Source organism: Sphingomonas sp. Leaf32 (assembly GCF_001421765.1).
Taxonomy (GTDB): domain Bacteria; phylum Pseudomonadota; class Alphaproteobacteria; order Sphingomonadales; family Sphingomonadaceae; genus Sphingomonas.
On sequence record NZ_LMLA01000001.1, the window covers coordinates 333386 to 352532 of the forward strand.

A 19147-nucleotide genomic window follows, 5' to 3' on the forward strand; every position below is an offset into this window, starting at 1 on the left:
CGCATCAGCGCGCCCCGCCCGACCAGATCACGACCCGGATCGTCTGCAACAGGATCAACAGGTCGAGGAAGGGCGAATAGTTCTTGGCGTAATACAGGTCGTATTCGAGCTTTTGCCGCGCATCGTCGATCGACGCGCCATAGGGATAGTTGATCTGCGCCCAGCCGGTGATGCCCGGCTTCACCATGTGCCGTTCGGCGTAATAGGGCAGCTGCTCTTCCAGCTCCGCCACGAACTGGGGCCGTTCGGGGCGCGGGCCGACGAAGCTCATCTCGCCGATCAGCACGCTCCAGCATTGCGGCAGTTCGTCGATCCGCGTCTTGCGCAGCACGCGGCCGACGCGGGTGATGCGCGGATCGTTCTTCTCCGCCCAGATCGCCGAGCCGGCGGCCTCCGCATCGGTGCGCATCGAGCGGAGCTTGGGGATGTCGAAGCCGGTGCTGTACAGCCCCACGCGCCGCTGGCGGTAGAAGGCCGGCCCGCGACTGTCGAGCTTCACCGCGATCACCGCGAGCAGGATCACCGGCAGCGTCAGCAGCAGCAGCAGCAGGCTGGCGGTGATGTCGAACATCCGCTTGAAGATGCTGGAGAACATCCGCCCCGACGAAAAGCCGTCGGAAAAGATCAGCCACGACGGATTGACGCTGTCGAGGTCGACGCGGCCCGTCTCGCGTTCGAGGAAGGTCGAGATTTCGTTGACGTGCACGCCGGTCGTCCGGATGCGCAGCAGGTCCTTCAGCGGCAGCGCGTTGCGCCGCTCCTCCAGCGCCAGCACCACTTCGGACGCGCCCAGCAGCACGACATGGTCGGCAAGGTTGTAGATCGCGTCGCGGGCGATCGCTTCGGGAATGACCCGGTTCGCCTCGCTCATCGCGATATAGCCGACAACGACGAAGCCGGCGCCCGGCCGCTGGCCCAGTTCCTTCAGCCGCTGCGCGCGGGGACCGGCGCCCAGCACGATCACCCGCCGCTTGAACGCCTGCCCGCCCAGCAGCGTGCCGGTGACGATGCGCAGCAGCAGCAGCAGCACGGTTGCGAAGCCCATCGCGTAGAGTAGGTTCGACCGCCAGAAGGTGATCGCCGGCGTCAGGAAGAAGATGACGGCGAGGAAGATGACGCCGAGCGAAATGGCGACGATCAGCCGCGCGGCGGCGAAGCGGACCGATTGCAGCGCGTCGGTGCCGTACACCCCGACCGCGACCATCGCGACCTCCAGGCTCAGCGCGAAGCTGAAGAGTTGCGGGATGCGGGTATGGATCGGCTCGATCGCCATGCCGATCTGCATCGCCCGCGTGATCCAGCCAAGTTCGGCCGCGATCAGCAGCGCGCCGATGTCGAGCAGGCCGAGCAGCAGCACGGCGTGAGGAATATAATGCTTGAACAGCCGAATCATCGCGGCGATCCCGATACAGGTGTAAGGCAATCCGACACCCACCCCCTATGCCGCCAAAGCGCAAAGAAATACTGAACGCGCCGCTCACGATGTTCGGCATTGTTGTCGGACCGCAACAGTCATCGCCGGTCGCAGTCCCTGTTCAGCCGGCGATCAGGATGCCGGCAGCATTATCCCTGTTCGAACGGAGCGGGCCGAGAATCCCCCTTCCTTTCGCCATCCAGCCATCTAGGCTGGCATCAGTTCATGGAGTGGGTGTGATGCGGGTACGGATCGGGGCGGCGTTGGGCGTGTTGGCGATGGTATCCGCCTGCGGCGGCGGTGGTGGCGGCAGCGTGACCGGCGGCACGCCGACCCCGACGCCGGTGCCCACCGCGACGCCGACCCCGACCCCGACCACCACCGCCGGCTGTTCGCTGCGCGAGCGGCAGGACTGGGCATTGGCACAGTTGCGCGAATGGTATCTGTTCCCCGAAACGCTGCCGGGCAGTCCCAACCCGGCGGCGTTTTCGAACGTCGACGATTATATCGATTCGCTGACCGCCACCGCGCGGGCGCAGCGCAAGGACCGGTATTTCACCTATCTGACGTCGATCAAGGAAGAGAACGCCTATTACGACTCGGGTGCGACCGCTGGCTTCGGCACCCGCTTCGCGCTGGACCAGACCGGGCGGCGGCTATTCGTGATCGAATCGTTCGAAGGGGCGTCGGCGCTGGCGGCGGGGATCGATCGCGGGACCGAAATCCTGCAGATCGGGACCTCGACCGGCAACCTGCGCACGGTTTCCTCGATCATCGATGCCGAAGGGACCAACGGCCTGAACGTCGCGCTCGGCCCCGACACGCCGGGGACGGCGCGGGCGTTCCAGTTCCGCACGATCGACGGCACGACCAGGACCGCGACGGTGACCAAGACCGACTTCTCGCTGCTGCCCGTCTCCACCCGCTATGGCGCCAAGGTGCTGACCGACGGGGCGAAGAAGGTCGGCTATCTCAACCTGCGCACCTTCATCTCCACCGCCGAGACGCCGCTCAAGGAGGCATTCGCCAGTTTCCGGGCGCAGGGGATCAGCGAGTTCATCATCGATTTCCGCTACAATGGCGGCGGGGCCATCAATATCGCCGACCTGATGGGCGACCTGCTGGGCGGCGGCAAGTCGACCAGCCAAGTGTACAGCTACACCAGCTTCCGCCCCGAAAAATCGTCGAGGAACACGGTCAAGTATTTCGCCCCGACCGCGCAGTCGGTGACGCCGACCAAGATCGCCTTCATCGGAACCGGGCGGACCGCATCGGCCAGCGAACTGGTCATCAACGCCTTCGTGCCCTATCTCGGCAACAACATGGCGCTGATCGGCACCAACACCTATGGCAAGCCGGTCGGGCAGGTCGGGCTGGACAAACCGGAGTGCGACGACCGGCTGCGCGTGGTGGCACTGGCGGTGCAGAACTCGGCGCGCTCGGCGGCCTATTATGACGGGCTGGCGGCGACGGTGCCCAACACGTGCCAGGCGAGCGACGACATCAGCTATCCGCTGGGCGACAATCGCGAACAGTCGGTCGCCCGCGCGCTCGACTTCCTGGCCGGGCGGACCTGCACCCGCATCTCCGCCTCGACCGGCAGCAGCGCGCAGAACGCGACGGCCCGTTTCGACGAACGCACGCTGCTGCAGCCCGCCCGGCCGAACACCGCGCAGCGCGAGGTGCCGGGGCTGTTCTGACCAAGGACTACTCAGGACGAACGGGAGCGCCTAAGGCCGTCCGGACAGCGTAGCGGGGAAACGGACCGGCCATGAGCGACGACGACTATGTGTATGACGAGGCGAGCGGCGAGTGGGTGCCGGCCTCGCAGGTCGCGGCCGGCCCGGCTGCGGACGACGCGGTGGTCGTGCGCGATGCGGTCGGCAACGTGCTGGCCGATGGCGATCAGGTGACGCTCATCAAGGACCTGACCGTCAAGGGCGCGGGACAGACGCTGAAGCGCGGCACGCTCATCAAGTCGATCCGCCTGACCGGCGACGACCAGGAGATCGACTGCAAGTTCGACGGGATCAAGGGCCTGGTCCTGCGCGCCGAGTTCGTGCGCAAGCGGACATGATCCCCGCGGCGATCGACCCGAGCTGGGCACCGGCGCTCGGCCCCGTATTCGACGGACCGGTGATGGCCGGCCTGCGCGACTATCTGAAGGCCGAGAAGGCGGCGGGCAAGCGCATCCTGCCGCACAGCGCCGACTGGTTCACCGCGCTCAAGCTGACCCCGCTGGACCAGGTGCGGGTCGTGATCCTGGGGCAGGACCCCTATCATGGCCCGGGACAGGCGCATGGCCTGTCCTTCTCCGTCCGGCCGGGCGTGGCCGTGCCGCCGTCGCTGCGCAACATCTACAAGGAGCTGCACGACGATCTGGGCATCGTGCCGCCGGCCCACGGCTTTCTGGAGCATTGGGCGCGGCAGGGGGTGCTGCTGCTGAACGCGGTGCTGACCGTCGAGCAGGGCCGCGCCGCCGCCCATGCCGGCCAGGGCTGGGAAGCACTGACCGATGCGGTCGTCCATGCCGTAGCCGAACAGGGACCGCCCAGCGTCTTCCTGCTATGGGGTACCCATGCCCAGAAGAAGGCCGGCTTCGTTCGCGACGTCCATGCCGGCGGCCGGCATCTGGTGCTGAAGGCCCGCCACCCCTCCCCCCTGTCGGCGCATAGCGGGTGGTTCGGCAGCCGCCCGTTCAGCCAGGCGAACGCGTTCCTCGAGCGCCAAGGCCGGGGCGCGATCGACTGGGCGATCCCCCCGCTCGATACGCAGACGGAACCATCCGCCCCTTCGATCGATTGAACCCGCTTGTCCGCCACAAGGGCGGGATAAAAGAGGGAATTGCCATGAAGACGATGATGACGGCGACCGGCCTGGCCGCGCTGATGCTGCTGGGCGCGTGCGGTGGCAATGCCGACGACAAGGCCGCCGACAATATCGAGGCGATGACCGAGAACAAGGCGGACGCGCTGGAAGACCAGGCCGACCTGACCAGCAACGAGCAGGTGTCGGATTCGCTCGAGGCACAGGCCGAGAACGTCCGCGACATGGGCGAGGACGCTGCCGACAAGGCCGACGACAACGACAATGCGCAGGTCGAACAGGCCGTGAAGAACGCGCTGTAAGGCGCGCCCTGCGGCATACCGGACGCGAAGGGGCGCTGCGTGAGACCCACGCGGCGCCCTTTTTCGTGCCGGCCTGACGGGACGCCCACCCTGTCCCGCCAGGCCGTAGCAGCGTTCAGCCCGTGACCGGCGCGTCCGGCGCGGGCGGGGCGGGCGGGAGATCGGGCATGTCCGGCAGGTCGTACCGGTCCATGTCCATGCCCGCGCAGCCATAGGTCGCGCGGTTCTGCCACCTGGCGGGCGTCAGTGCGGCGGCGAGCGCCGGCTGCCGTGATGCCAGCGTCTTTGCGGCATCGCCGCCTTGCCCCGCAAAAAGCAGGCCGTCGAACCGCTTCCCATCGGCATGGCGCGCATTCATGTACGGCACGAAATCGCCCAGATAGGCGATCTGTCCCGGTTCGACATGGATCATCGGTGCGCCGAAGCAATTGGTGCTGGTGACCGGCAGGTTTGCGACCGACGTCGCGTTCAGCACATAATCGCCGGGCGTGACCCGCAGCACCTGCACCTCATAGGGCGACTTCTTGTCGCCGCTGTTGATGGTCAGGTCGTAGATGGTCTTGTCACCCTTCGCCTTCCAGTCGCGCGGCCGATACAGGGCATCGCGCTTCTCCACGTCATAGCGCAGCAACTGCGCCTGCGCCGAGCGTCCCGCGCTGGCGGCATCCAGCCGGCGGAAGGCGACGACGACCGCCGCTTCGCCGGGGGCCAGCACGAACGGCGCGGCGGCATCGACCTTCTTGCCGAGGAACACCGTCCCCGGCAGCGTCAGCGGCGCATCGATCCGCCACGACGGATCGACCGGCCTGGTAAAGCCGGTACGCTCGGTCACCTTGCCCGCGACCTCCGCCGCGCCGATCTGCCGATCGAGATAGGCGATCCGCTCGGCCTCCGGCATGGCCAGCACCTGCGCCGCCGCCGCCGCATCCGGTTCGACCAGACGCCAGCCGCCGATCAGCAGGCAGCTCTGCCGGTTCGCCCGCCGCCGCTGGCCCTGGGCGATCGCCCCGGCGATCAGCCCGCCGAGCAGCCCCCCGGCCCCGGCCGCGACCGGCGAGATCACCGCCGGATTATATACCACCGGGATCGTGCCCGAAGGCGTGCGCGATCCGCGCGCGATCAGCCGGCATTGCTGCCATGCCGCGTCATAGTCGGCACGTGTCGCGCCCACGCGGTTGTAGAAGCGCGACGGCGTAAGGTCGCGCGCGGCATCCTCCGCGATCTCTTTCGGATCGTCCGCGGGTTCGGCGGCCCCGGCCGGCGATAGCTGCGCCGCCTCCGCCAGTACCTGCCCAGGCAGCATTGCCGCCATTCCTGCGATCAGGATCGAACGTCTCATCATGGCCCCCTCTGCCGGATCGCCCCCGCGATCGGTCCAGGGGACTTTACCATCGTATCCGATTCCGGAAAGTCGCCAGCGACGGTTACGCCCGGTTCGGATCATGTTCCGACCGGTCGCCACCGGTCATGGTCCGGCCCCCGTCCCGCGCCGAAAGTTCACGAAGTTCACACTCGCCGCTGTGCGCGTCGCGCGCGGCGATTGGGTTTCGGGCGGGGCACGACGATGCCGCGCTTGGCCAGTTCCAGCTCCACCTCGAACGCCGCGCCCAGCGGGCCGGGTTCGGGGAGGTAGATGTCGTCCTCCTGCGCGGCCAGCGCGGCGGCGAGCGCTTCGGGGAGCGGCGGTTCGGCGCGCTTCGGCATGGGCGCGGGTTCGGCGCGGCGATCGGGGTCGAGCCAGCCAGGCAGGCGGCCGTCGTTCAGGTCGGCGACCTCGATCGCGACGTCGAGATCGGCGGGGGCCATCAGCTTTTCCGGCTCGACCGGCGGCACGGGGGTAAGCGCGTCGAGCGCCTCCGCCATGCTGGGTGCGGGAGCCTCGCCCCGGCGCGGGCGGCGGCGGCGCTGCTGTTTGCCGTAGCGGTCGGGATAATGGGCGGCGAGGAGGAACATCAGCATCCGGTCGCCGGGGCGATGGCGCGACCCGATGCGGCGTCCCTCGGCGTCGAGCACCGGTTCGATGGTGCCGTTGATCGCCCGGTCGAAGGCGACATCGACCAGCATCCCCACGGCTTGCGCGACGGCGGCATCCCATGCGCGCGCAAAAGCCTCTCCACCGGGCGAGCGGCGCAGGCGATAGGCGCTGCTGGCCGACATGCCGACCGCCCGCGCCGCTTCGGCGACCGACCCGCCATCGGCGAGCGCCTCGATGAAGTCGCGCTGTCTGGCGTCGGACCAGCCATCGGCACGCGGTTTGCGGCGGACGGGGACCCATTGGTAATCGGCCGGGTCATAGCCGTTGGCGTCGAGATACGGCGTCTCGGACGGAACGGTCAGGTTCGAGGGGTCGAGCGCCGGTGCGGGCGCGGGCGAATGCTCCGGGAGCTGGGGGTTGTTGCGCATGGGCGGGAGGGGAACATATTGGGAACTTGTAGGACAGTGGTTTTTGGGGGACGGTCGGTCTGGACAGGCGAGATCGGAAGAATAGCAGTGTGGAATCGATCAGCTTGGCCGAAGCGGTTGCCGATTTCGAAGCGTCGATGGATCGGGTCGTTACCGATCAGGTTCCCGTGCCGATTGACGGTGCGAGCGTTGAGGGGGTCATCCTAATTCCGGCGCAGGCATGGACCGCAATTGCAGCCGACATGTTCAACAAGGCCGTGGTATGATGTCGCTGCGCGGCGTTCGATATCTAACCGTTGTGTAATATCCCTACGCAGTGCGTAGCACTACCCCTTTAGCCCATATTAGCTATTGACGATCTAGACGAATCGCGGATAGCATTACTGTACTGCTTCCCCGCAGATTTAGTGGGGCTAGTCCACGTTGCGGAATTTCCGTGACGCATTGTGCTGCGTATTCCCCGCATTGGCGGGGGCTGAAATTAGAGCCGATTCAGCGCAGCACTAGCGCGAAATCGGCAGCTAAACAGTGTCGCTGCCGCCACTTTGAGTGGCGGCAGGACCGGAGGACGGCTGTCCTACCTGTGCCTTGGTACGGCAGGTTTGGTGTAGCTGTCCTCCGTCTTATGTCAACAGACTAGACGGAGAATGAGAATGCGTAAGCCCATCGGCACCACCGCTCGCACGGGTGAAACCTGCCCGGAATCGGGCGTTTGGAAGCCTCACAGCGGGACCACGACGGCACCGATTGCCAAGAACAATCGGATGCCGCCGTACAACGGAATGGCAACGATCTGGACTCTCGTTCAGCACGCATAAACGGAAGGCCGGCGGAAACCCCGCCGGCCTTTTTTAAGTCCCGCTCGCGGCCACGCCCCTCCACCATGCTACGCATGGTCCCCCTCCCCGCACAGCGGGGAGGATCTTTTGGGTTCGAACATTTCAACAGATCCGTTCGTGCTGAGTAGGGGCTGAGCGAAGTCGAGGATGATGGGGTCGGATCATCCCCCGGACGATCCTGATACCCAAGCGGGGCATGGTTCACCCCATCATTACCGAAGCACCTGCCTCGTACGGTCCTTCGATATGTCGCTTCGACAAGCTCAGCGACTACTCAGGACGAACGGCGGGTGGGGTGACGTCCCACCCGCTCGCCAATTCACTCCGCCGGCAGGTAAACCTCGCTGCCCTTCTCGCGGAACTTCTCGCTCATTTCCGCCATGCCGGCCTCGGCCGCTGCCACCGATGCGGGGCCGTTCGCGAACAGCGCGCGGTCCGCGTCCGCCTTGTCGGCGGCGATAAAGGTGTCGGCCGGGGCGTTCTGCTTGGCGGCGAATTCGCGGACTTCGGCCGTGATCTTCATCGAGCAGAATTTCGGGCCGCACATCGAACAGAAATGGGCGGTCTTGGCGCCTTCGGCCGGCAGCGTCTGGTCGTGGTAGGATTCCGCCGTGTCGGGGTCGAGCGACAGGTTGAACTGGTCGCGCCAGCGGAAGTCGAAGCGGGCGCGCGACAGGGCGTCGTCGCGCATCTGCGCGGCCGGGTGGCCCTTGGCCAGATCGGCGGCATGGGCGGCGAGCTTGTAGGTCACCACGCCGACCTTCACATCGTCGCGGTCGGGCAGGCCCAGATGCTCCTTGGGCGTGACGTAGCAGAGCATCGCCGTGCCGTACCAGCCGATCATCGCCGCGCCGATGCCGCTGGTGATATGGTCGTAGCCGGGCGCGATGTCGGTGGTGAGGGGTCCCAGCGTATAGAAGGGCGCTTCGCCGCAGACCTGCAGCTGCTTTTCCATATTCTCCTTGATCTTGTGCATCGGCACGTGGCCGGGGCCTTCGATCATGACCTGCACGTCCTGCGCCCAGGCGCGGTGGGTCAGTTCGCCGAGCGTGAAGAGTTCGCTGAACTGCGCTTCGTCGTTCGCATCGGCGATGCTGCCGGGGCGCAGGCCGTCGCCGAGCGAATAGGCGATGTCATACGCCTTCATGATCTCGGTGATCTCGTCGAAATGTTCGTAGAGGAACGATTCGCGGTGATGCGCCAGGCACCATTTCGCCATGATCGACCCGCCGCGCGACACGATGCCGGTCACGCGCTTGGCGGTCATCGGGATATAGGGCAGGCGGACGCCGGCGTGGATGGTGAAATAGTCCACGCCCTGTTCGGCCTGTTCGATCAGCGTGTCGCGGAAGATGTCCCACGTCAGTTCCTCGGCGATGCCGCCGACCTTCTCCAGCGCCTGATAGATCGGCACCGTGCCGATCGGCACCGGCGAGTTGCGCAGGATCCATTCGCGGGTGTCATGGATGTTGCGGCCGGTCGACAGGTCCATGACCGTGTCGGCGCCCCAGCGGATCGACCAGACCAGCTTGTCGACTTCGGCGGCCACGTTCGACGCGACCGCCGAATTGCCGATATTGGCGTTGATCTTGACCAGGAAATTGCGGCCGATCGCCATCGGCTCGGTTTCGGGGTGGTTGATGTTGTTGGGGATGATCGCCCGGCCGCGCGCCACTTCGTCGCGGACGAATTCGGGGGTCACGAAATCGGGGATCGCCGCGCCGAAGCTCTCGCCGTCGCGGACATATTCGCGCAGCATCTCGCGGCCGAGATTCTCGCGGGTCGCGACATATTCCATCTCGGGGGTGATGATGCCGCGCCGGGCATAGTGCATCTGGCTGACGTTCGCGCCCGCCTTGGCACGCAGGGGACGCTTGACGACGTTGGGGAAGGGCTGGACCCCGCCGGAGCGATCGGGGCCGAGCTGGCCGTTATCCTCGGGGCGCAGTTCGCGCGCGTCGTAGGATTCGACGTCGCCGCGGGCCATGATCCAGTCGCGGCGCAGTTGCGGCAGACCGGCCATGATGTCGATGCGGGCATTCGGGTCGGTGTACGGCCCCGACGTGTCATAGACGTTGAGCGGCGGTTCGCCCGACGACGGGTCGAGGTCGATCGCGCGCATCGCGACGTTCAGGGGACCGACGTGAATCTTGCGGCTGCCACGGATCGGGCCGGTGGTTACGCCGATTTCGGTGCGTGCGGGGATGTCTGCCATATTCCACTCCATGCGGAGGGGGCGGGACGGTGGCCGCTCCCTCCCTACGCCGGTGTCAGCCGGATCAGGTTCAGCGGGTCGAAGGCTGCGGCCTTCCTCTCAAGCGTGACAAAACGCTCCCCCGGGGACTTTCGCGGTTGTAGGCGGGTTGGGGGTGGGCGTCCATCCCGATCGACCGTCACCCCGGGCTTGACCCGGGGTCCCGCTTCTTACCGATCGTCGAAGAAGAAGAAGCGGGACCCCGGATCGAGTCCGGGGTGACGATGGGGCAGACCCGCTCACAACAGGTCGAGCTGCCCGCTCGGCGCCTCGTCCGCGCCGAAGCCGGCCATCGTCACCCCCACCAGCCGCAACCCCATGCGCAAGGGGTAGAGCGTCGCGATCAGGCTGCGCGCGGTGGCGTGGAGCGTCGCGCGGTCGCGGACCGGGTGGGTCAACGTGCGGCTGCGGGTGACGATGCGGAAATCGGCGTATTTGGCTTTCACGGTGACGGTGCGGCCGTGCTGCCCGGTCTTTTCCACCCAGTCCCAGACATCGTCGGCCATCGCCAGCACGCGTTCCTCGATCGCCGCCGGGTCGGTCAGGTCGTTGTGGAAGGTGGTTTCCGACCCCGACGACTTGCGCACGCGGTTGGGGCGGACCGGGCGGTCGTCCTGCGCACGGGCGATGCCGTGATACCAGCCGCCCGCCTTGCCGAAGGTGCGTTGCAGGTCGGACAGCTCCCAAGCCGCGAGGTCGGCGCCGGTGCGGATGCCCAGCGCCTCCATCCGTTCGACCGTTCTGGGGCCGATCCCGTGGAACTTGCCGACCGGGAGCGCGGCGACGACGCGCGGGCCGGCCTTTACGGGAATGACGAACTGGCCGTTGGGCTTGTTCATGTCGGAGGCGAGCTTGGCGAGGAACTTGTTGTAGCTGATGCCGGCCGAGGCGGTGAGGCCGGTGGTTTCGAGGATGCGCGCGCGGATTTCCTGCGCCGTCGCGGTCGCGCTGGGCAGGCCGCGCCGGTTGGCGGTGACGTCGAGATAGGCTTCGTCAAGCGAGAGCGGTTCGACCAGATCGGTATAGTCGAGGAAGATGGCGCGGATCTGTCCGCTGACCGCCTTGTACACGTCGAAGCGGGGGCGGACGAAGATCAGGTCCGGGCAGCGGCGGATGGCAGTGACCGAGGGCATGGCGGAGCGCACGCCGAACACGCGCGCTTCGTAGGAAGCGGCGGCGACCACGCCGCGCCCGCTCGCCCCGCCGACCGCGACCGGCTTGCCCTTCAGCTCGGGCGCGTCGCGCTGTTCGACCGACGCGAAAAAGGCGTCCATGTCGACATGGATGATCTTGCGGGTCTGGTCCGACATCGTGCGCGAATTCAATGGCCTGCGGACGGGTTTGCCCGGTAGCGGGGAGTCGCGCAAGAACAAAAGGCGAATGGATCGCCGCGCCGGGACGATCGACCTTCAGCTACGCCCGGTGTCGTTCCTCATCGACGCCTACAGCATCTTTGTCACCCCGGACTGGTTCCGGGGTCCACCGAGCCGCAATCGCGGTCGATAGAGGATTACGCCGCACCGATTGCCGCGCCGTAGACCCCGGAACCAGTCCGGGGTGACGAAATTGAATGTGGACGTCGATCCGACCAAGGTCCCCAATCTACCCCGCGCAGGCGGGGGTCCAGGGTCACGAGCGCGAAGGTCAGCCTGCCTGGCTCTGGAACCCCACCTGCGCGGGGGTACGCAAATGCCTGGGGTGAAGGTCAGCTGTTCGTCAGGTTGAGGAACACATCTTCCAGATCGGCCTCGCGCGTCACCACGTCGACGATGCCGTAGCCCTGCGCCGCGACGGCCGCCAATACCTCACCCGCATTGGCCACGTCCTTGCGATAGGTGATGGCGAGCAGCCGGTCGCCCTTGCGCTCGACCTTTTCGAAACACTGCGCGTCGGGCAGGTCGGTCAGGTCGCGGTCGAGGGTCAGTTCGACCGCCTTTTCCTGCGCCATGCCGAGCAGTTCGCGGGTCGGCTGGTTGGCGACGACGCGGCCATGGTTGATGATGGCGATGCGGTCGCAGAGTTGCTCGGCTTCCTCGAGATAATGGGTGGTCAGCACCACCGTCACCCCGTCGGCGTTGAGTTCGCGGACATAGTCCCACAATTGCTGGCGCAGCTGGATGTCGACGCCGGCGGTCGGTTCGTCGAGGACGAGGACGGGCGGCGAATGGACCATCGCCTTCGCCACCATCAGCCGCCGCTTCATGCCGCCCGAAAGGGTGCGGGCATAGGCGTTGGCCTTGTCCTCCAGATGCACCGCGCGCAGCAGGTCCATGGTGCGGCGTTTCGCCTTGGGCACGCCGTACAGCCCGGCCTGGATCTCCAGCGTCTCGGCGGGGGTGAAGAACGGGTCGAACAGGATTTCCTGATTGACGATGCCGATCGACGCCTTCGCATTGCGCGGATGCTGGTCGATGTCGAAGCCCCAGATCGACGCCGATCCGCTGGTCTTGTTGACGAGGCCGGCGAGCGTGTTGATAAGCGTCGACTTGCCCGCGCCGTTGGGGCCGAGGAGGCCGAAAATCTGGCCGCGTGGTACGTCGAACGACACGCCGTCGAGCGCGACCTTGGCCGGCGCCCCGCCCTTTCCCGCCGCATAGGTCTTGCACAGGTCGCGGATCGAAATGGCGGCTTGGGTTTCCATGCGGCCAGCCGATACGCCCGTGGCAGCCCCAAGGGAAGCATCGACTTGTCGAGGGCGGTGGCGATTGCTATTCGCTTGCGCCATGCTGCCTCCGCCCGAACTCCTCCGCGTCACCACCCCCCGCGTCGCCTGCGACGGTGCCGGCGACATCGCCCCTGCGCTCGGCCACCCGCGCGTGTGGTTGCAGATCGACGAGACGGGCTATGTCGACTGCGGTTATTGCGACCGGCGTTTCGTGCTGATCGGCGGGCCGGCGGATGGGGCAGGACGCTAAGATCGACCGCAGGTCGAGCGAAACAGGCGCCCGGCCGGACGGTGGCGGGCAAGCTCGTCCTTGCCCACCGACCGACAACGCGGCTTTGCCGCGGCGGTTATTACGGCCCTTCCTAACCACCAACGTCGTCCCGGCGGAGGCTGGAATCTCCCGGTATTAGCGCGGAGCTACATTCAGTGTACCGGTGCGCGATGTCCGTGCGAAGCCGCGAAGCGAAGAGAGAAGATGGTTCGCGCGGAGGACGCAGAGAACGGCGCCTGACGCAAAGCGGTACTTTCCTCACCGACGCAACGATGTCGGGCCGACCGGTAATCGGCCATGCGACCGGCCCCGTGCGCGACACCTCCGTGTCCTCCGCGCCTCCGCGCGAAAATCCGACTTCCTGGGGTTTTTGCGGTTGCCGCGTGGACATCTCGCACCGGCGTCGCGTGAGCCTCTATCGACTGCGATCGCGGCTCGGTGGACCCCGGAACAAGTCCGGGGTGACGAGATAGAATTTGAATGTCGTTCCGACCTGGCGCGACACATCTGCCGACAGAGGCCTCAGCCTTCGCTGGGGCGACGGTTCTGGGGCACGAAGGTCGCCTCGATAGTTTGACGCGACCGCCGCTCGAACAGATTTGCGCATGTGACGATACCGACGCGAACTGCCGTTATTCGTGTTGCGCGAACAATGCCCGCTGTGCCGGGTTGAGCGAGGACGGGTCCCAATCGACCTCGCGCTTCGTGGCCGGAATCTCCCGATCCGCATTATCGTAGAACAGCGTTCCGTGGATACCCTGCGCGTCGCGTTTGAGGATCGGGCGCTGCCATAATGGTCCGAGGCACCTGCCCGCTTCCGCCTGACCCAGCCGGGCGGCAAGGTCTTCGATCAATTCCATGTCCGTGCCATCGGGGAAGATCGACGCAAATTCTGCGTCCGTCGCCTGAAAGATGCTGAAAGTGGCGTTCGATGCGCCATCGATGATCTGGATGTTCTTCACGTTGGCATTTCGGCGGATACGCTGCGGTACGCAACACCCCATTCCCCCACGCCACCGCCGCCCTATATCTAGCGGATGACCCCGACCGATCCCCGCTCGTACCTCTATTCCGGCGACCTCGACCCCGCCGCAGCCCTGCGCGCTACGCAGGCGACGCTTGCCAATGCCGAGGATGGCGAACTCTATCTCCAGTATCGCCGGTCCGAAGCGTTCGGGTTCGATGATGGCCGGCTGAAGACCGCGTCCTACGACACCCATGCCGGCTTCGGCCTGCGCGCGGTGTCGGGGGAGACGACCGCCTTTGCCCATGCCAACGAACTGTCCGAGGCGGCGATCCGGCGCGCGGGCGAGACGATGGCGCTGATCGATCCGGCGAAGGGGGCGAAGGCACCGCCGCCGCGCGGGAACAACCGGCATCTGTATACCGCCGCCGATCCGCTCGACCTGATCCCGTTCGCCGACAAGGTGGCGTTGTGCCAGTCGATCGACGCGACGGCGCGCGCCCGCGACCCGCGCGTCGTGCAGGTGTCGGCCAGCCTGATGGGGTCGTGGACCGTGGTCGAGATCGTGCGGCCCGACGGCTTCCTCGCCACCGATGTCCGCCCGCTGGTGCGGCTGAACGTGTCGATCGTGGTCGAATCGAACGGCCGGCGCGAGACCGGCAGCTTCGGGATCGGCGGGCGGTACCTGTACGATTCTTTATTCGCGGACGCGACGTGGAACCGGGCGATCGACGTCGCACTGGGGCAGGCGCTGGTCAATCTGGAGGCGGTCGACGCGCCCGCCGGCGAGATGACCGTGCTGCTGGGCGCGGGCTGGCCGGGCATCCTGCTGCACGAGGCGATCGGCCACGGCTTGGAAGGCGATTTCAACCGCAAGGGCACCAGCGCCTTTTCGGGGCGGATCGGCGAGCGGGTCGCAGCGCCCGGCGTGACGGTGATCGACGACGGATCGATCGCCGACCGGCGCGGGTCGCTGTCGATCGATGATGAGGGCACGCCGACCCAGGAGAATATCCTGATCGAGGACGGCATCCTGAAGGGCTATATCCATGACCGGCTGAACGCGCGGCTGATGGGTGTCGCGCCGACCGGCAACGGGCGGCGTCAGGACTTTTCGCACGCACCGATGCCGCGCATGACCAACACCTTCATGACCGGCGGCAGGGACGATCCGACCGAGCTGCTGTCGCGGGTGAAGAACGGCATCTTCGCCAAGTCGTTCGGCGGCGGGCAGGTCGACATCGTGTCGGGCAAGTTCGTCTTTTCCTGCACCGAAGCCTATCGCGTCGAGAATGGCCGGATCGGCGCACCGATCAAGGGCGCGACGCTGATCGGCGACGGGCCGGAAGTGCTCAAGCAGGTGCGGGGCATCGGCAACGACTTCGCGCTGGACGAAGGGATCGGCATGTGCGGCAAGGCGGGGCAATCGGTGCCCGCCGGGGTCGGGCAGCCGACGCTGCTGATCGATGGCCTGAGCGTCGGCGGCACCGCCTGATGTCGCTGGCCGAACTGGGGCGCTTTCCACGGGTCGAGGCGCAGATCATCGTCGGGCGGCTGGAGAGCGAGGGCGTGCCGGCGGTCGCCTTCGATGGCGAGGCGAGCATCGGCGACGGTAGCTGGCTGCTGATCCCGGTGCGGGTAATGGTCGATGAAGAAGACCTCGACACGGCGCGTGCGATCGTCGACGCGGCCGACCGATCTGCCTGAAAAACGGGCAGTCGTGACGCGCTGCACAAATTAACCGCTTGTTAATCCGGCGGCGGGGCGGTTAACGCCCGCAAATCCCTCAGGCCGCGGTTTGGCATGGCGGTTGCAACGCTGTTCCCCGAGCAATCATGCGACACGGGGGGCGACATGAAATTAGTCATCGCCATCATCAAGCCGTTCAAGCTGGATGAGGTACGCGAAGCACTGACCGAGATCGGCGTCGCCGGCATGACGGTGAGCGAAGTAAAGGGATTCGGGCGGCAGAAGGGCCAGACCGAAATCTATCGCGGGGCCGAATACAGCACCAACATGGTGCCCAAGATCAAGATCGAGGTGGTGTGCGACAGCGACATCGCAGGCCGTGTGGTCGAAGCGGTACAGGCCGCGGCGAACACCGGTGCGATCGGCGACGGCAAGATCTTCGTCCTCGATGTGGGCCAGGCCGTGCGCATCCGCACCGGCGAAACCGATCTGACCGCGCTGTGATGGGGGGCATCATGCAACATCCGAAGAAACTGATGGCCGGCGCCGCGCTTGGCCTGTTTACCGCGCTGCCGGCATGGGCGCAGGACGCCGCGCTGCAGGCGCCCGCCGCCGCTGCCGCACCGGTGGCTACCGTAAACAAGGGCGATACCGCCTGGATGATGGTGTCGACCGTCCTCGTGCTGATGATGATCGTGCCGGGCCTCGCGCTGTTCTATGGCGGCCTGACCCGGACCAAGAACATGCTGTCGGTGATGACGCAGATCGGCGCGGTCGCCTCGCTCGCGATGCTGATCTGGGTAATGTACGGCTATTCGCTCGCCTTCGGCCCCGATGTCGCCAACGCGACGCTGTCGGGCTTCATCGCCAGCCCGGGCAAGGCGTTCCTGGCCGGCGTTACCGCCGCGTCGCAGGCGGCGACCTTCACGCCGGGCGTCGAAATCCCCGAATATGTCTTCATCTGTTTCCAGATGACCTTTGCCGCGATCACCATCGCGCTGGTGCTGGGGTCGGTGATCGAACGCATCAAGTTCGCAGCCGTGATGGTCTTCGCCATCGTGTGGCTGACGATCACCTATTTCCCGATCGCGCACATGGTGTGGGCGACCAGCGGCTATTTCTTCAAGGCAGGCGCGCTCGACTTCGCCGGCGGCACGGTGGTCCATATCAACGCCGGTGTCTCGGCACTGGTGCTGGCCATCCTGCTGGGTAAGCGGATCGGCTTCCCGACCGAGCGCATGGCGCCGCATTCGCTGACGCTGACCATGGTCGGCACCGGGCTGCTGTGGGTGGGCTGGTTCGGGTTCAACGCCGGCTCGGCGCTGGAAGCGAACGGCACCGCCGGCCTGGCGATGATCAACACCTTCGTCGCCACCGCTTCGGCCGGCCTGTTCTGGATGCTCGCCGAGAAGTTTTCGGGGCACAAGGGTTCGGCGCTGGGCTTCTGCTCGGGCATCATCGCGGGCCTCGTCGCGGTGACGCCGGCCGCCGGTAACTCGGGTCCGTTCGGTGCGATCGTGCTGGGCGCCATCGCCTCGATCGTCTGCTTCTTCGCGGTGACCGTCCTCAAGCCCAAGCTCGGCTATGACGACTCGCTCGACGCGTTCGGCATCCACGGCGTCGGCGGCATCATCGGCGCGATCGGCACGGCGGTGGTCTATGCCCCGTCGCTGGGCGGTCCGGGTGCGGCCGACTACGACATGGGCGCAAAGCTCGGCGTGCAGGTGTTCGCGGTGCTGGTCACCATCGTCTGGGCATCGATCGGCACGACCGTCGCATGGTTCGTCGCCAAGGCGCTGACCGGTGGCCGAGTCTCGAAGGAAGTCGAGCTGGAAGGCCTCGACCTCGGCGAGCATGGCGAGCGCGCCTACAATTACTGAGTTTCCTTACCGGGCGGCGGCCTAGTCCCCTGCCGCCCGGACCCACAGTTTCCTCCTGCGGAAAACCCCTGGGCCGGTGCGGCGACGCATCGGCCCTTTTTTTGATCTTTTGGCCAACGGGGAATAAGAAGAGAGGGGTTCGCGCGGAGACGCGGAGGGGGTGCGTTCGGGGAGGGGCTGCGCGTCAGCGCTGTCGGTTCGTCCGCTTGCAGCGAGGATGAGGCCGCTGGCGCGGGTAACGGACCGGCACGCACACCCCCTCCGCGTCTCCGCGCCTCCGCGCGAACCTCTTCCTTCTTTCCAGCAAAGAACCCGCCGCCTAAGACGGCGCAATGACCCCCTATCTCGACCTCATGCAGCGCGCCCTGACCGACGGCGTTCCGACCGACGACCGCACCGGGGTCGGCACGCGGTCGGTGTTCGGGCACCAGATGCGTTTCGACCTGTCGGCCGGCTTTCCGGTGCTGACGACCAAGAAGCTGCATCTGCGATCGATCATCATCGAACTGCTGTGGTTCCTGCGCGGGGACACCAATGTGCGGTGGTTGCAGGAGCAGCGGGTCAGCATCTGGGACGAATGGGCCGATGAGAACGGCGACCTCGGCCCGGTGTACGGCAAGCAATGGCGCGACTGGGTGGCGGCGGACGGGCGGCATATCGATCAGATCGCCGAGCTGATCGCCACGATCCGCACCAACCCCGCGTCGCGCCGCCAGATCGTGACCGCGTGGAATCCGGGCGAGCTACACGCGATGGCGCTGTCGCCGTGCCACTGCCTGTTCCAGACGTATGTCGCGAACGGCAAGCTGTCGTTGCAGCTGTACCAGCGCAGCGCCGACATCTTCCTCGGCGTGCCGTTCAATATCGCGAGCTATGCGCTGCTGACGCATATGCTGGCGCAGCAATGCGACCTGGAGGTGGGCGAGTTCATCTGGACCGGCGGCGATTGCCATTTGTACGAGAATCATCTCAGCCAAGCGCGCGAGCAATTGTCCCGCACGCCCGGCCCGCTCCCCCGGCTGGAGATCGTTCGGAAGCCCGACGCGATCGAGGGCTACCGCCTAGAGGATTTCGTGCTGCACGATTATGTCGCACAGCCGCATATCAAGGCGGCGGTGGCGATATGATCGACGCGATCCTCGCGCGGGCCGACAATGGCGTGATCGGGGTCGATGGCAGCTTACCCTGGCATCTGCCCGCCGACCTGAAGCGGTTCAAGGCGCTGACCATGGGCCGGGCGATGGTCATGGGGCGCAAGACGTTTGAGAGCTTTCCCAGCCCCCTGCCCGGTCGACGGCACATCGTGCTGACCCGCGATACGGCATGGGCAGCGGCAGGTGCCGAAGTGGCGCACGACCCGGACGCAGCATTGGCGCTGGCCGGACCCGACGCGGCGGTGATCGGCGGCGCGGAAATCTTCGCGCTGCTGCTGCCCCGGATCGAGCGGGTCGAACTGACCGAAGTCCATGCCAACCCAGCGGGTGACGCGATCGTCCCGCCCTTCACCGGCTGGGTCGAGGCGTGGCGCGAGGAGCACAGTGCCGAGGGAGAACGCCCGGCCTACAGCTTCGTCACATTGCTCCGTGGACCTGCGACCGCGTAAAGGGCGGCAGCGCCGGGGAGCGGCGCGCGGGGGACGG

The 19147-nt window shown here is 66.5% G+C and carries 19 protein-coding genes and 1 riboswitch; of the genes, 12 read left to right on the forward strand and 7 right to left on the reverse strand.

What is annotated here, in order from left to right:
- Positions 1-4: 4 nt before the first annotated feature.
- The gene (locus ASE83_RS01550) at positions 5-1393 is read right to left on the reverse strand and encodes a TIGR03013 family XrtA/PEP-CTERM system glycosyltransferase (RefSeq protein WP_055786872.1); all 1389 of its coding nucleotides are present in this window, start codon (positions 1391-1393) and stop codon (positions 5-7) included.
- A gap of 260 nt (positions 1394-1653) precedes the next feature.
- Between ASE83_RS01550 and ASE83_RS01555 the strand changes: the two genes are divergently transcribed.
- From ASE83_RS01555 to ASE83_RS01570, 4 genes are all read left to right on the forward strand, one after another.
- Positions 1654-3114 carry a S41 family peptidase gene (locus tag ASE83_RS01555; protein ID WP_082443214.1) on the forward strand — a complete coding sequence of 487 codons (1461 nt, stop codon included), beginning with the start codon at positions 1654-1656 and terminating at the stop codon, positions 3112-3114.
- 71 nt (positions 3115-3185) lie between these two features.
- The gene (locus ASE83_RS01560; RefSeq protein ID WP_055786868.1) at positions 3186-3491 is read left to right on the forward strand and encodes a zinc ribbon domain-containing protein YjdM; all 306 of its coding nucleotides are present in this window, start codon (positions 3186-3188) and stop codon (positions 3489-3491) included.
- Complete coding sequence (ung, locus tag ASE83_RS01565) at positions 3488-4219, forward strand: uracil-DNA glycosylase (protein ID WP_055786865.1); 732 nt, start codon at positions 3488-3490, stop codon at positions 4217-4219. Before ASE83_RS01560 ends, ung begins: the two co-directional genes overlap by 4 nt.
- 44 nt (positions 4220-4263) lie before the next feature.
- Entirely contained in the window at positions 4264-4542 is a 279-nt protein-coding gene (locus tag ASE83_RS01570) for a hypothetical protein (RefSeq protein WP_055786862.1), read from the forward strand.
- Positions 4543-4657: 115 nt separating this feature from the next.
- Here ASE83_RS01570 and ASE83_RS01575 read toward each other — a convergent pair whose 3' ends face one another.
- On the reverse strand, positions 4658-5881 hold the full coding sequence (locus ASE83_RS01575) for a hypothetical protein (protein WP_156360193.1): 1224 nt from the start codon (positions 5879-5881) through the stop codon (positions 4658-4660).
- Between the two features lie 167 nt (positions 5882-6048).
- Positions 6049-6945: a helix-turn-helix domain-containing protein gene (locus ASE83_RS01580; protein WP_055786856.1), complete on the reverse strand. Its 897-nt coding sequence runs from the start codon at positions 6943-6945 to the stop codon at positions 6049-6051.
- 89 nt (positions 6946-7034) lie between these two features.
- On the opposite strand from ASE83_RS01580, the gene ASE83_RS18320 reads away from it, so the two are divergent.
- Complete coding sequence (locus ASE83_RS18320; protein ID WP_156352585.1) at positions 7035-7211, forward strand: hypothetical protein; 177 nt, start codon at positions 7035-7037, stop codon at positions 7209-7211.
- An 892-nt stretch (positions 7212-8103) separates the two neighbouring features.
- Here the strand turns inward: ASE83_RS18320 and thiC are convergent.
- From thiC to ASE83_RS01595, 3 genes are all read right to left on the reverse strand, one after another.
- Positions 8104-9999, reverse strand: coding sequence for a phosphomethylpyrimidine synthase ThiC (gene thiC / locus ASE83_RS01585; protein WP_055786853.1), 1896 nt, complete (start codon positions 9997-9999; stop codon positions 8104-8106).
- Positions 10000-10023: 24 nt separating this feature from the next.
- Positions 10024-10132, reverse strand: a riboswitch (TPP riboswitch).
- A 145-nt stretch (positions 10133-10277) separates the two neighbouring features.
- A complete protein-coding gene (gene dinB, locus ASE83_RS01590; RefSeq protein ID WP_055786850.1) occupies positions 10278-11348 on the reverse strand; it encodes a DNA polymerase IV in 1071 nt (356 codons plus the stop codon).
- A gap of 395 nt (positions 11349-11743) precedes the next feature.
- Positions 11744-12679: an ABC transporter ATP-binding protein gene (locus ASE83_RS01595; RefSeq protein WP_055786846.1), complete on the reverse strand. Its 936-nt coding sequence runs from the start codon at positions 12677-12679 to the stop codon at positions 11744-11746.
- Between the two features lie 82 nt (positions 12680-12761).
- Between ASE83_RS01595 and ASE83_RS01600 the strand changes: the two genes are divergently transcribed.
- Positions 12762-12953 (forward strand): zinc-finger domain-containing protein, encoded by a 192-nt coding sequence (locus ASE83_RS01600; protein WP_055786842.1) that lies wholly within the window; start codon positions 12762-12764, stop codon positions 12951-12953.
- Positions 12954-13606: 653 nt separating this feature from the next.
- Here the strand turns inward: ASE83_RS01600 and ASE83_RS01605 are convergent.
- Positions 13607-13834, reverse strand: a complete 228-nt coding sequence (locus ASE83_RS01605) for a hypothetical protein (RefSeq protein WP_235513160.1) — start codon at positions 13832-13834, stop codon at positions 13607-13609.
- Positions 13835-14011: 177 nt separating this feature from the next.
- On the opposite strand from ASE83_RS01605, the gene tldD reads away from it, so the two are divergent.
- From tldD to ASE83_RS01635, 6 genes are all read left to right on the forward strand, one after another.
- Entirely contained in the window at positions 14012-15433 is a 1422-nt protein-coding gene (gene tldD, locus ASE83_RS01610) for a metalloprotease TldD (RefSeq protein WP_055786835.1), read from the forward strand.
- Positions 15433-15645, forward strand: coding sequence for a putative signal transducing protein (locus tag ASE83_RS01615; RefSeq protein WP_055786832.1), 213 nt, complete (start codon positions 15433-15435; stop codon positions 15643-15645). The genes tldD and ASE83_RS01615 overlap by 1 nt, the downstream gene beginning before the upstream one ends.
- Before the next feature lie 147 nt (positions 15646-15792).
- Complete coding sequence (locus tag ASE83_RS01620; protein ID WP_055787719.1) at positions 15793-16131, forward strand: P-II family nitrogen regulator; 339 nt, start codon at positions 15793-15795, stop codon at positions 16129-16131.
- Positions 16132-16142: 11 nt separating this feature from the next.
- On the forward strand, positions 16143-17507 hold the full coding sequence (locus tag ASE83_RS01625; protein ID WP_055787716.1) for an ammonium transporter: 1365 nt from the start codon (positions 16143-16145) through the stop codon (positions 17505-17507).
- A 332-nt stretch (positions 17508-17839) separates the two neighbouring features.
- Positions 17840-18634: a thymidylate synthase gene (locus ASE83_RS01630; RefSeq protein ID WP_055786829.1), complete on the forward strand. Its 795-nt coding sequence runs from the start codon at positions 17840-17842 to the stop codon at positions 18632-18634.
- Positions 18631-19110 (forward strand): dihydrofolate reductase, encoded by a 480-nt coding sequence (locus tag ASE83_RS01635; RefSeq protein WP_055786828.1) that lies wholly within the window; start codon positions 18631-18633, stop codon positions 19108-19110. The genes ASE83_RS01630 and ASE83_RS01635 overlap by 4 nt, the downstream gene beginning before the upstream one ends.
- Positions 19111-19147: the final 37 nt, after the last annotated feature.

Coding starts and splice junctions, on each gene's coding strand:
- ASE83_RS01555 (WP_082443214.1), top strand. CDS start 1,654: ATGCGGGTACGGATCGGGGCGGCGTTGGGCGTGTTGGCGATGGTATCC.
- dinB (WP_055786850.1), bottom strand. CDS start 11,348: ATGTCGGACCAGACCCGCAAGATCATCCATGTCGACATGGACGCCTTT.
- ASE83_RS01615 (WP_055786832.1), top strand. CDS start 15,433: ATGTCGCTGGCCGAACTGGGGCGCTTTCCACGGGTCGAGGCGCAGATC.
- ASE83_RS01630 (WP_055786829.1), top strand. CDS start 17,840: ATGACCCCCTATCTCGACCTCATGCAGCGCGCCCTGACCGACGGCGTT.
- ASE83_RS01600 (WP_055786842.1), top strand. CDS start 12,762: ATGCTGCCTCCGCCCGAACTCCTCCGCGTCACCACCCCCCGCGTCGCC.
- ASE83_RS01605 (WP_235513160.1), bottom strand. CDS start 13,834: ATGGAATTGATCGAAGACCTTGCCGCCCGGCTGGGTCAGGCGGAAGCG.
- ASE83_RS01575 (WP_156360193.1), bottom strand. CDS start 5,881: ATGAGACGTTCGATCCTGATCGCAGGAATGGCGGCAATGCTGCCTGGG.
- ASE83_RS01570 (WP_055786862.1), top strand. CDS start 4,264: ATGAAGACGATGATGACGGCGACCGGCCTGGCCGCGCTGATGCTGCTG.
- ASE83_RS01635 (WP_055786828.1), top strand. CDS start 18,631: ATGATCGACGCGATCCTCGCGCGGGCCGACAATGGCGTGATCGGGGTC.
- ASE83_RS01560 (WP_055786868.1), top strand. CDS start 3,186: ATGAGCGACGACGACTATGTGTATGACGAGGCGAGCGGCGAGTGGGTG.
- ASE83_RS01620 (WP_055787719.1), top strand. CDS start 15,793: ATGAAATTAGTCATCGCCATCATCAAGCCGTTCAAGCTGGATGAGGTA.
- ASE83_RS01550 (WP_055786872.1), bottom strand. CDS start 1,393: ATGATTCGGCTGTTCAAGCATTATATTCCTCACGCCGTGCTGCTGCTC.
- tldD (WP_055786835.1), top strand. CDS start 14,012: ATGACCCCGACCGATCCCCGCTCGTACCTCTATTCCGGCGACCTCGAC.
- ASE83_RS01595 (WP_055786846.1), bottom strand. CDS start 12,679: ATGGAAACCCAAGCCGCCATTTCGATCCGCGACCTGTGCAAGACCTAT.
- ASE83_RS01625 (WP_055787716.1), top strand. CDS start 16,143: ATGCAACATCCGAAGAAACTGATGGCCGGCGCCGCGCTTGGCCTGTTT.
- thiC (WP_055786853.1), bottom strand. CDS start 9,999: ATGGCAGACATCCCCGCACGCACCGAAATCGGCGTAACCACCGGCCCG.
- ung (WP_055786865.1), top strand. CDS start 3,488: ATGATCCCCGCGGCGATCGACCCGAGCTGGGCACCGGCGCTCGGCCCC.
- ASE83_RS01580 (WP_055786856.1), bottom strand. CDS start 6,945: ATGCGCAACAACCCCCAGCTCCCGGAGCATTCGCCCGCGCCCGCACCG.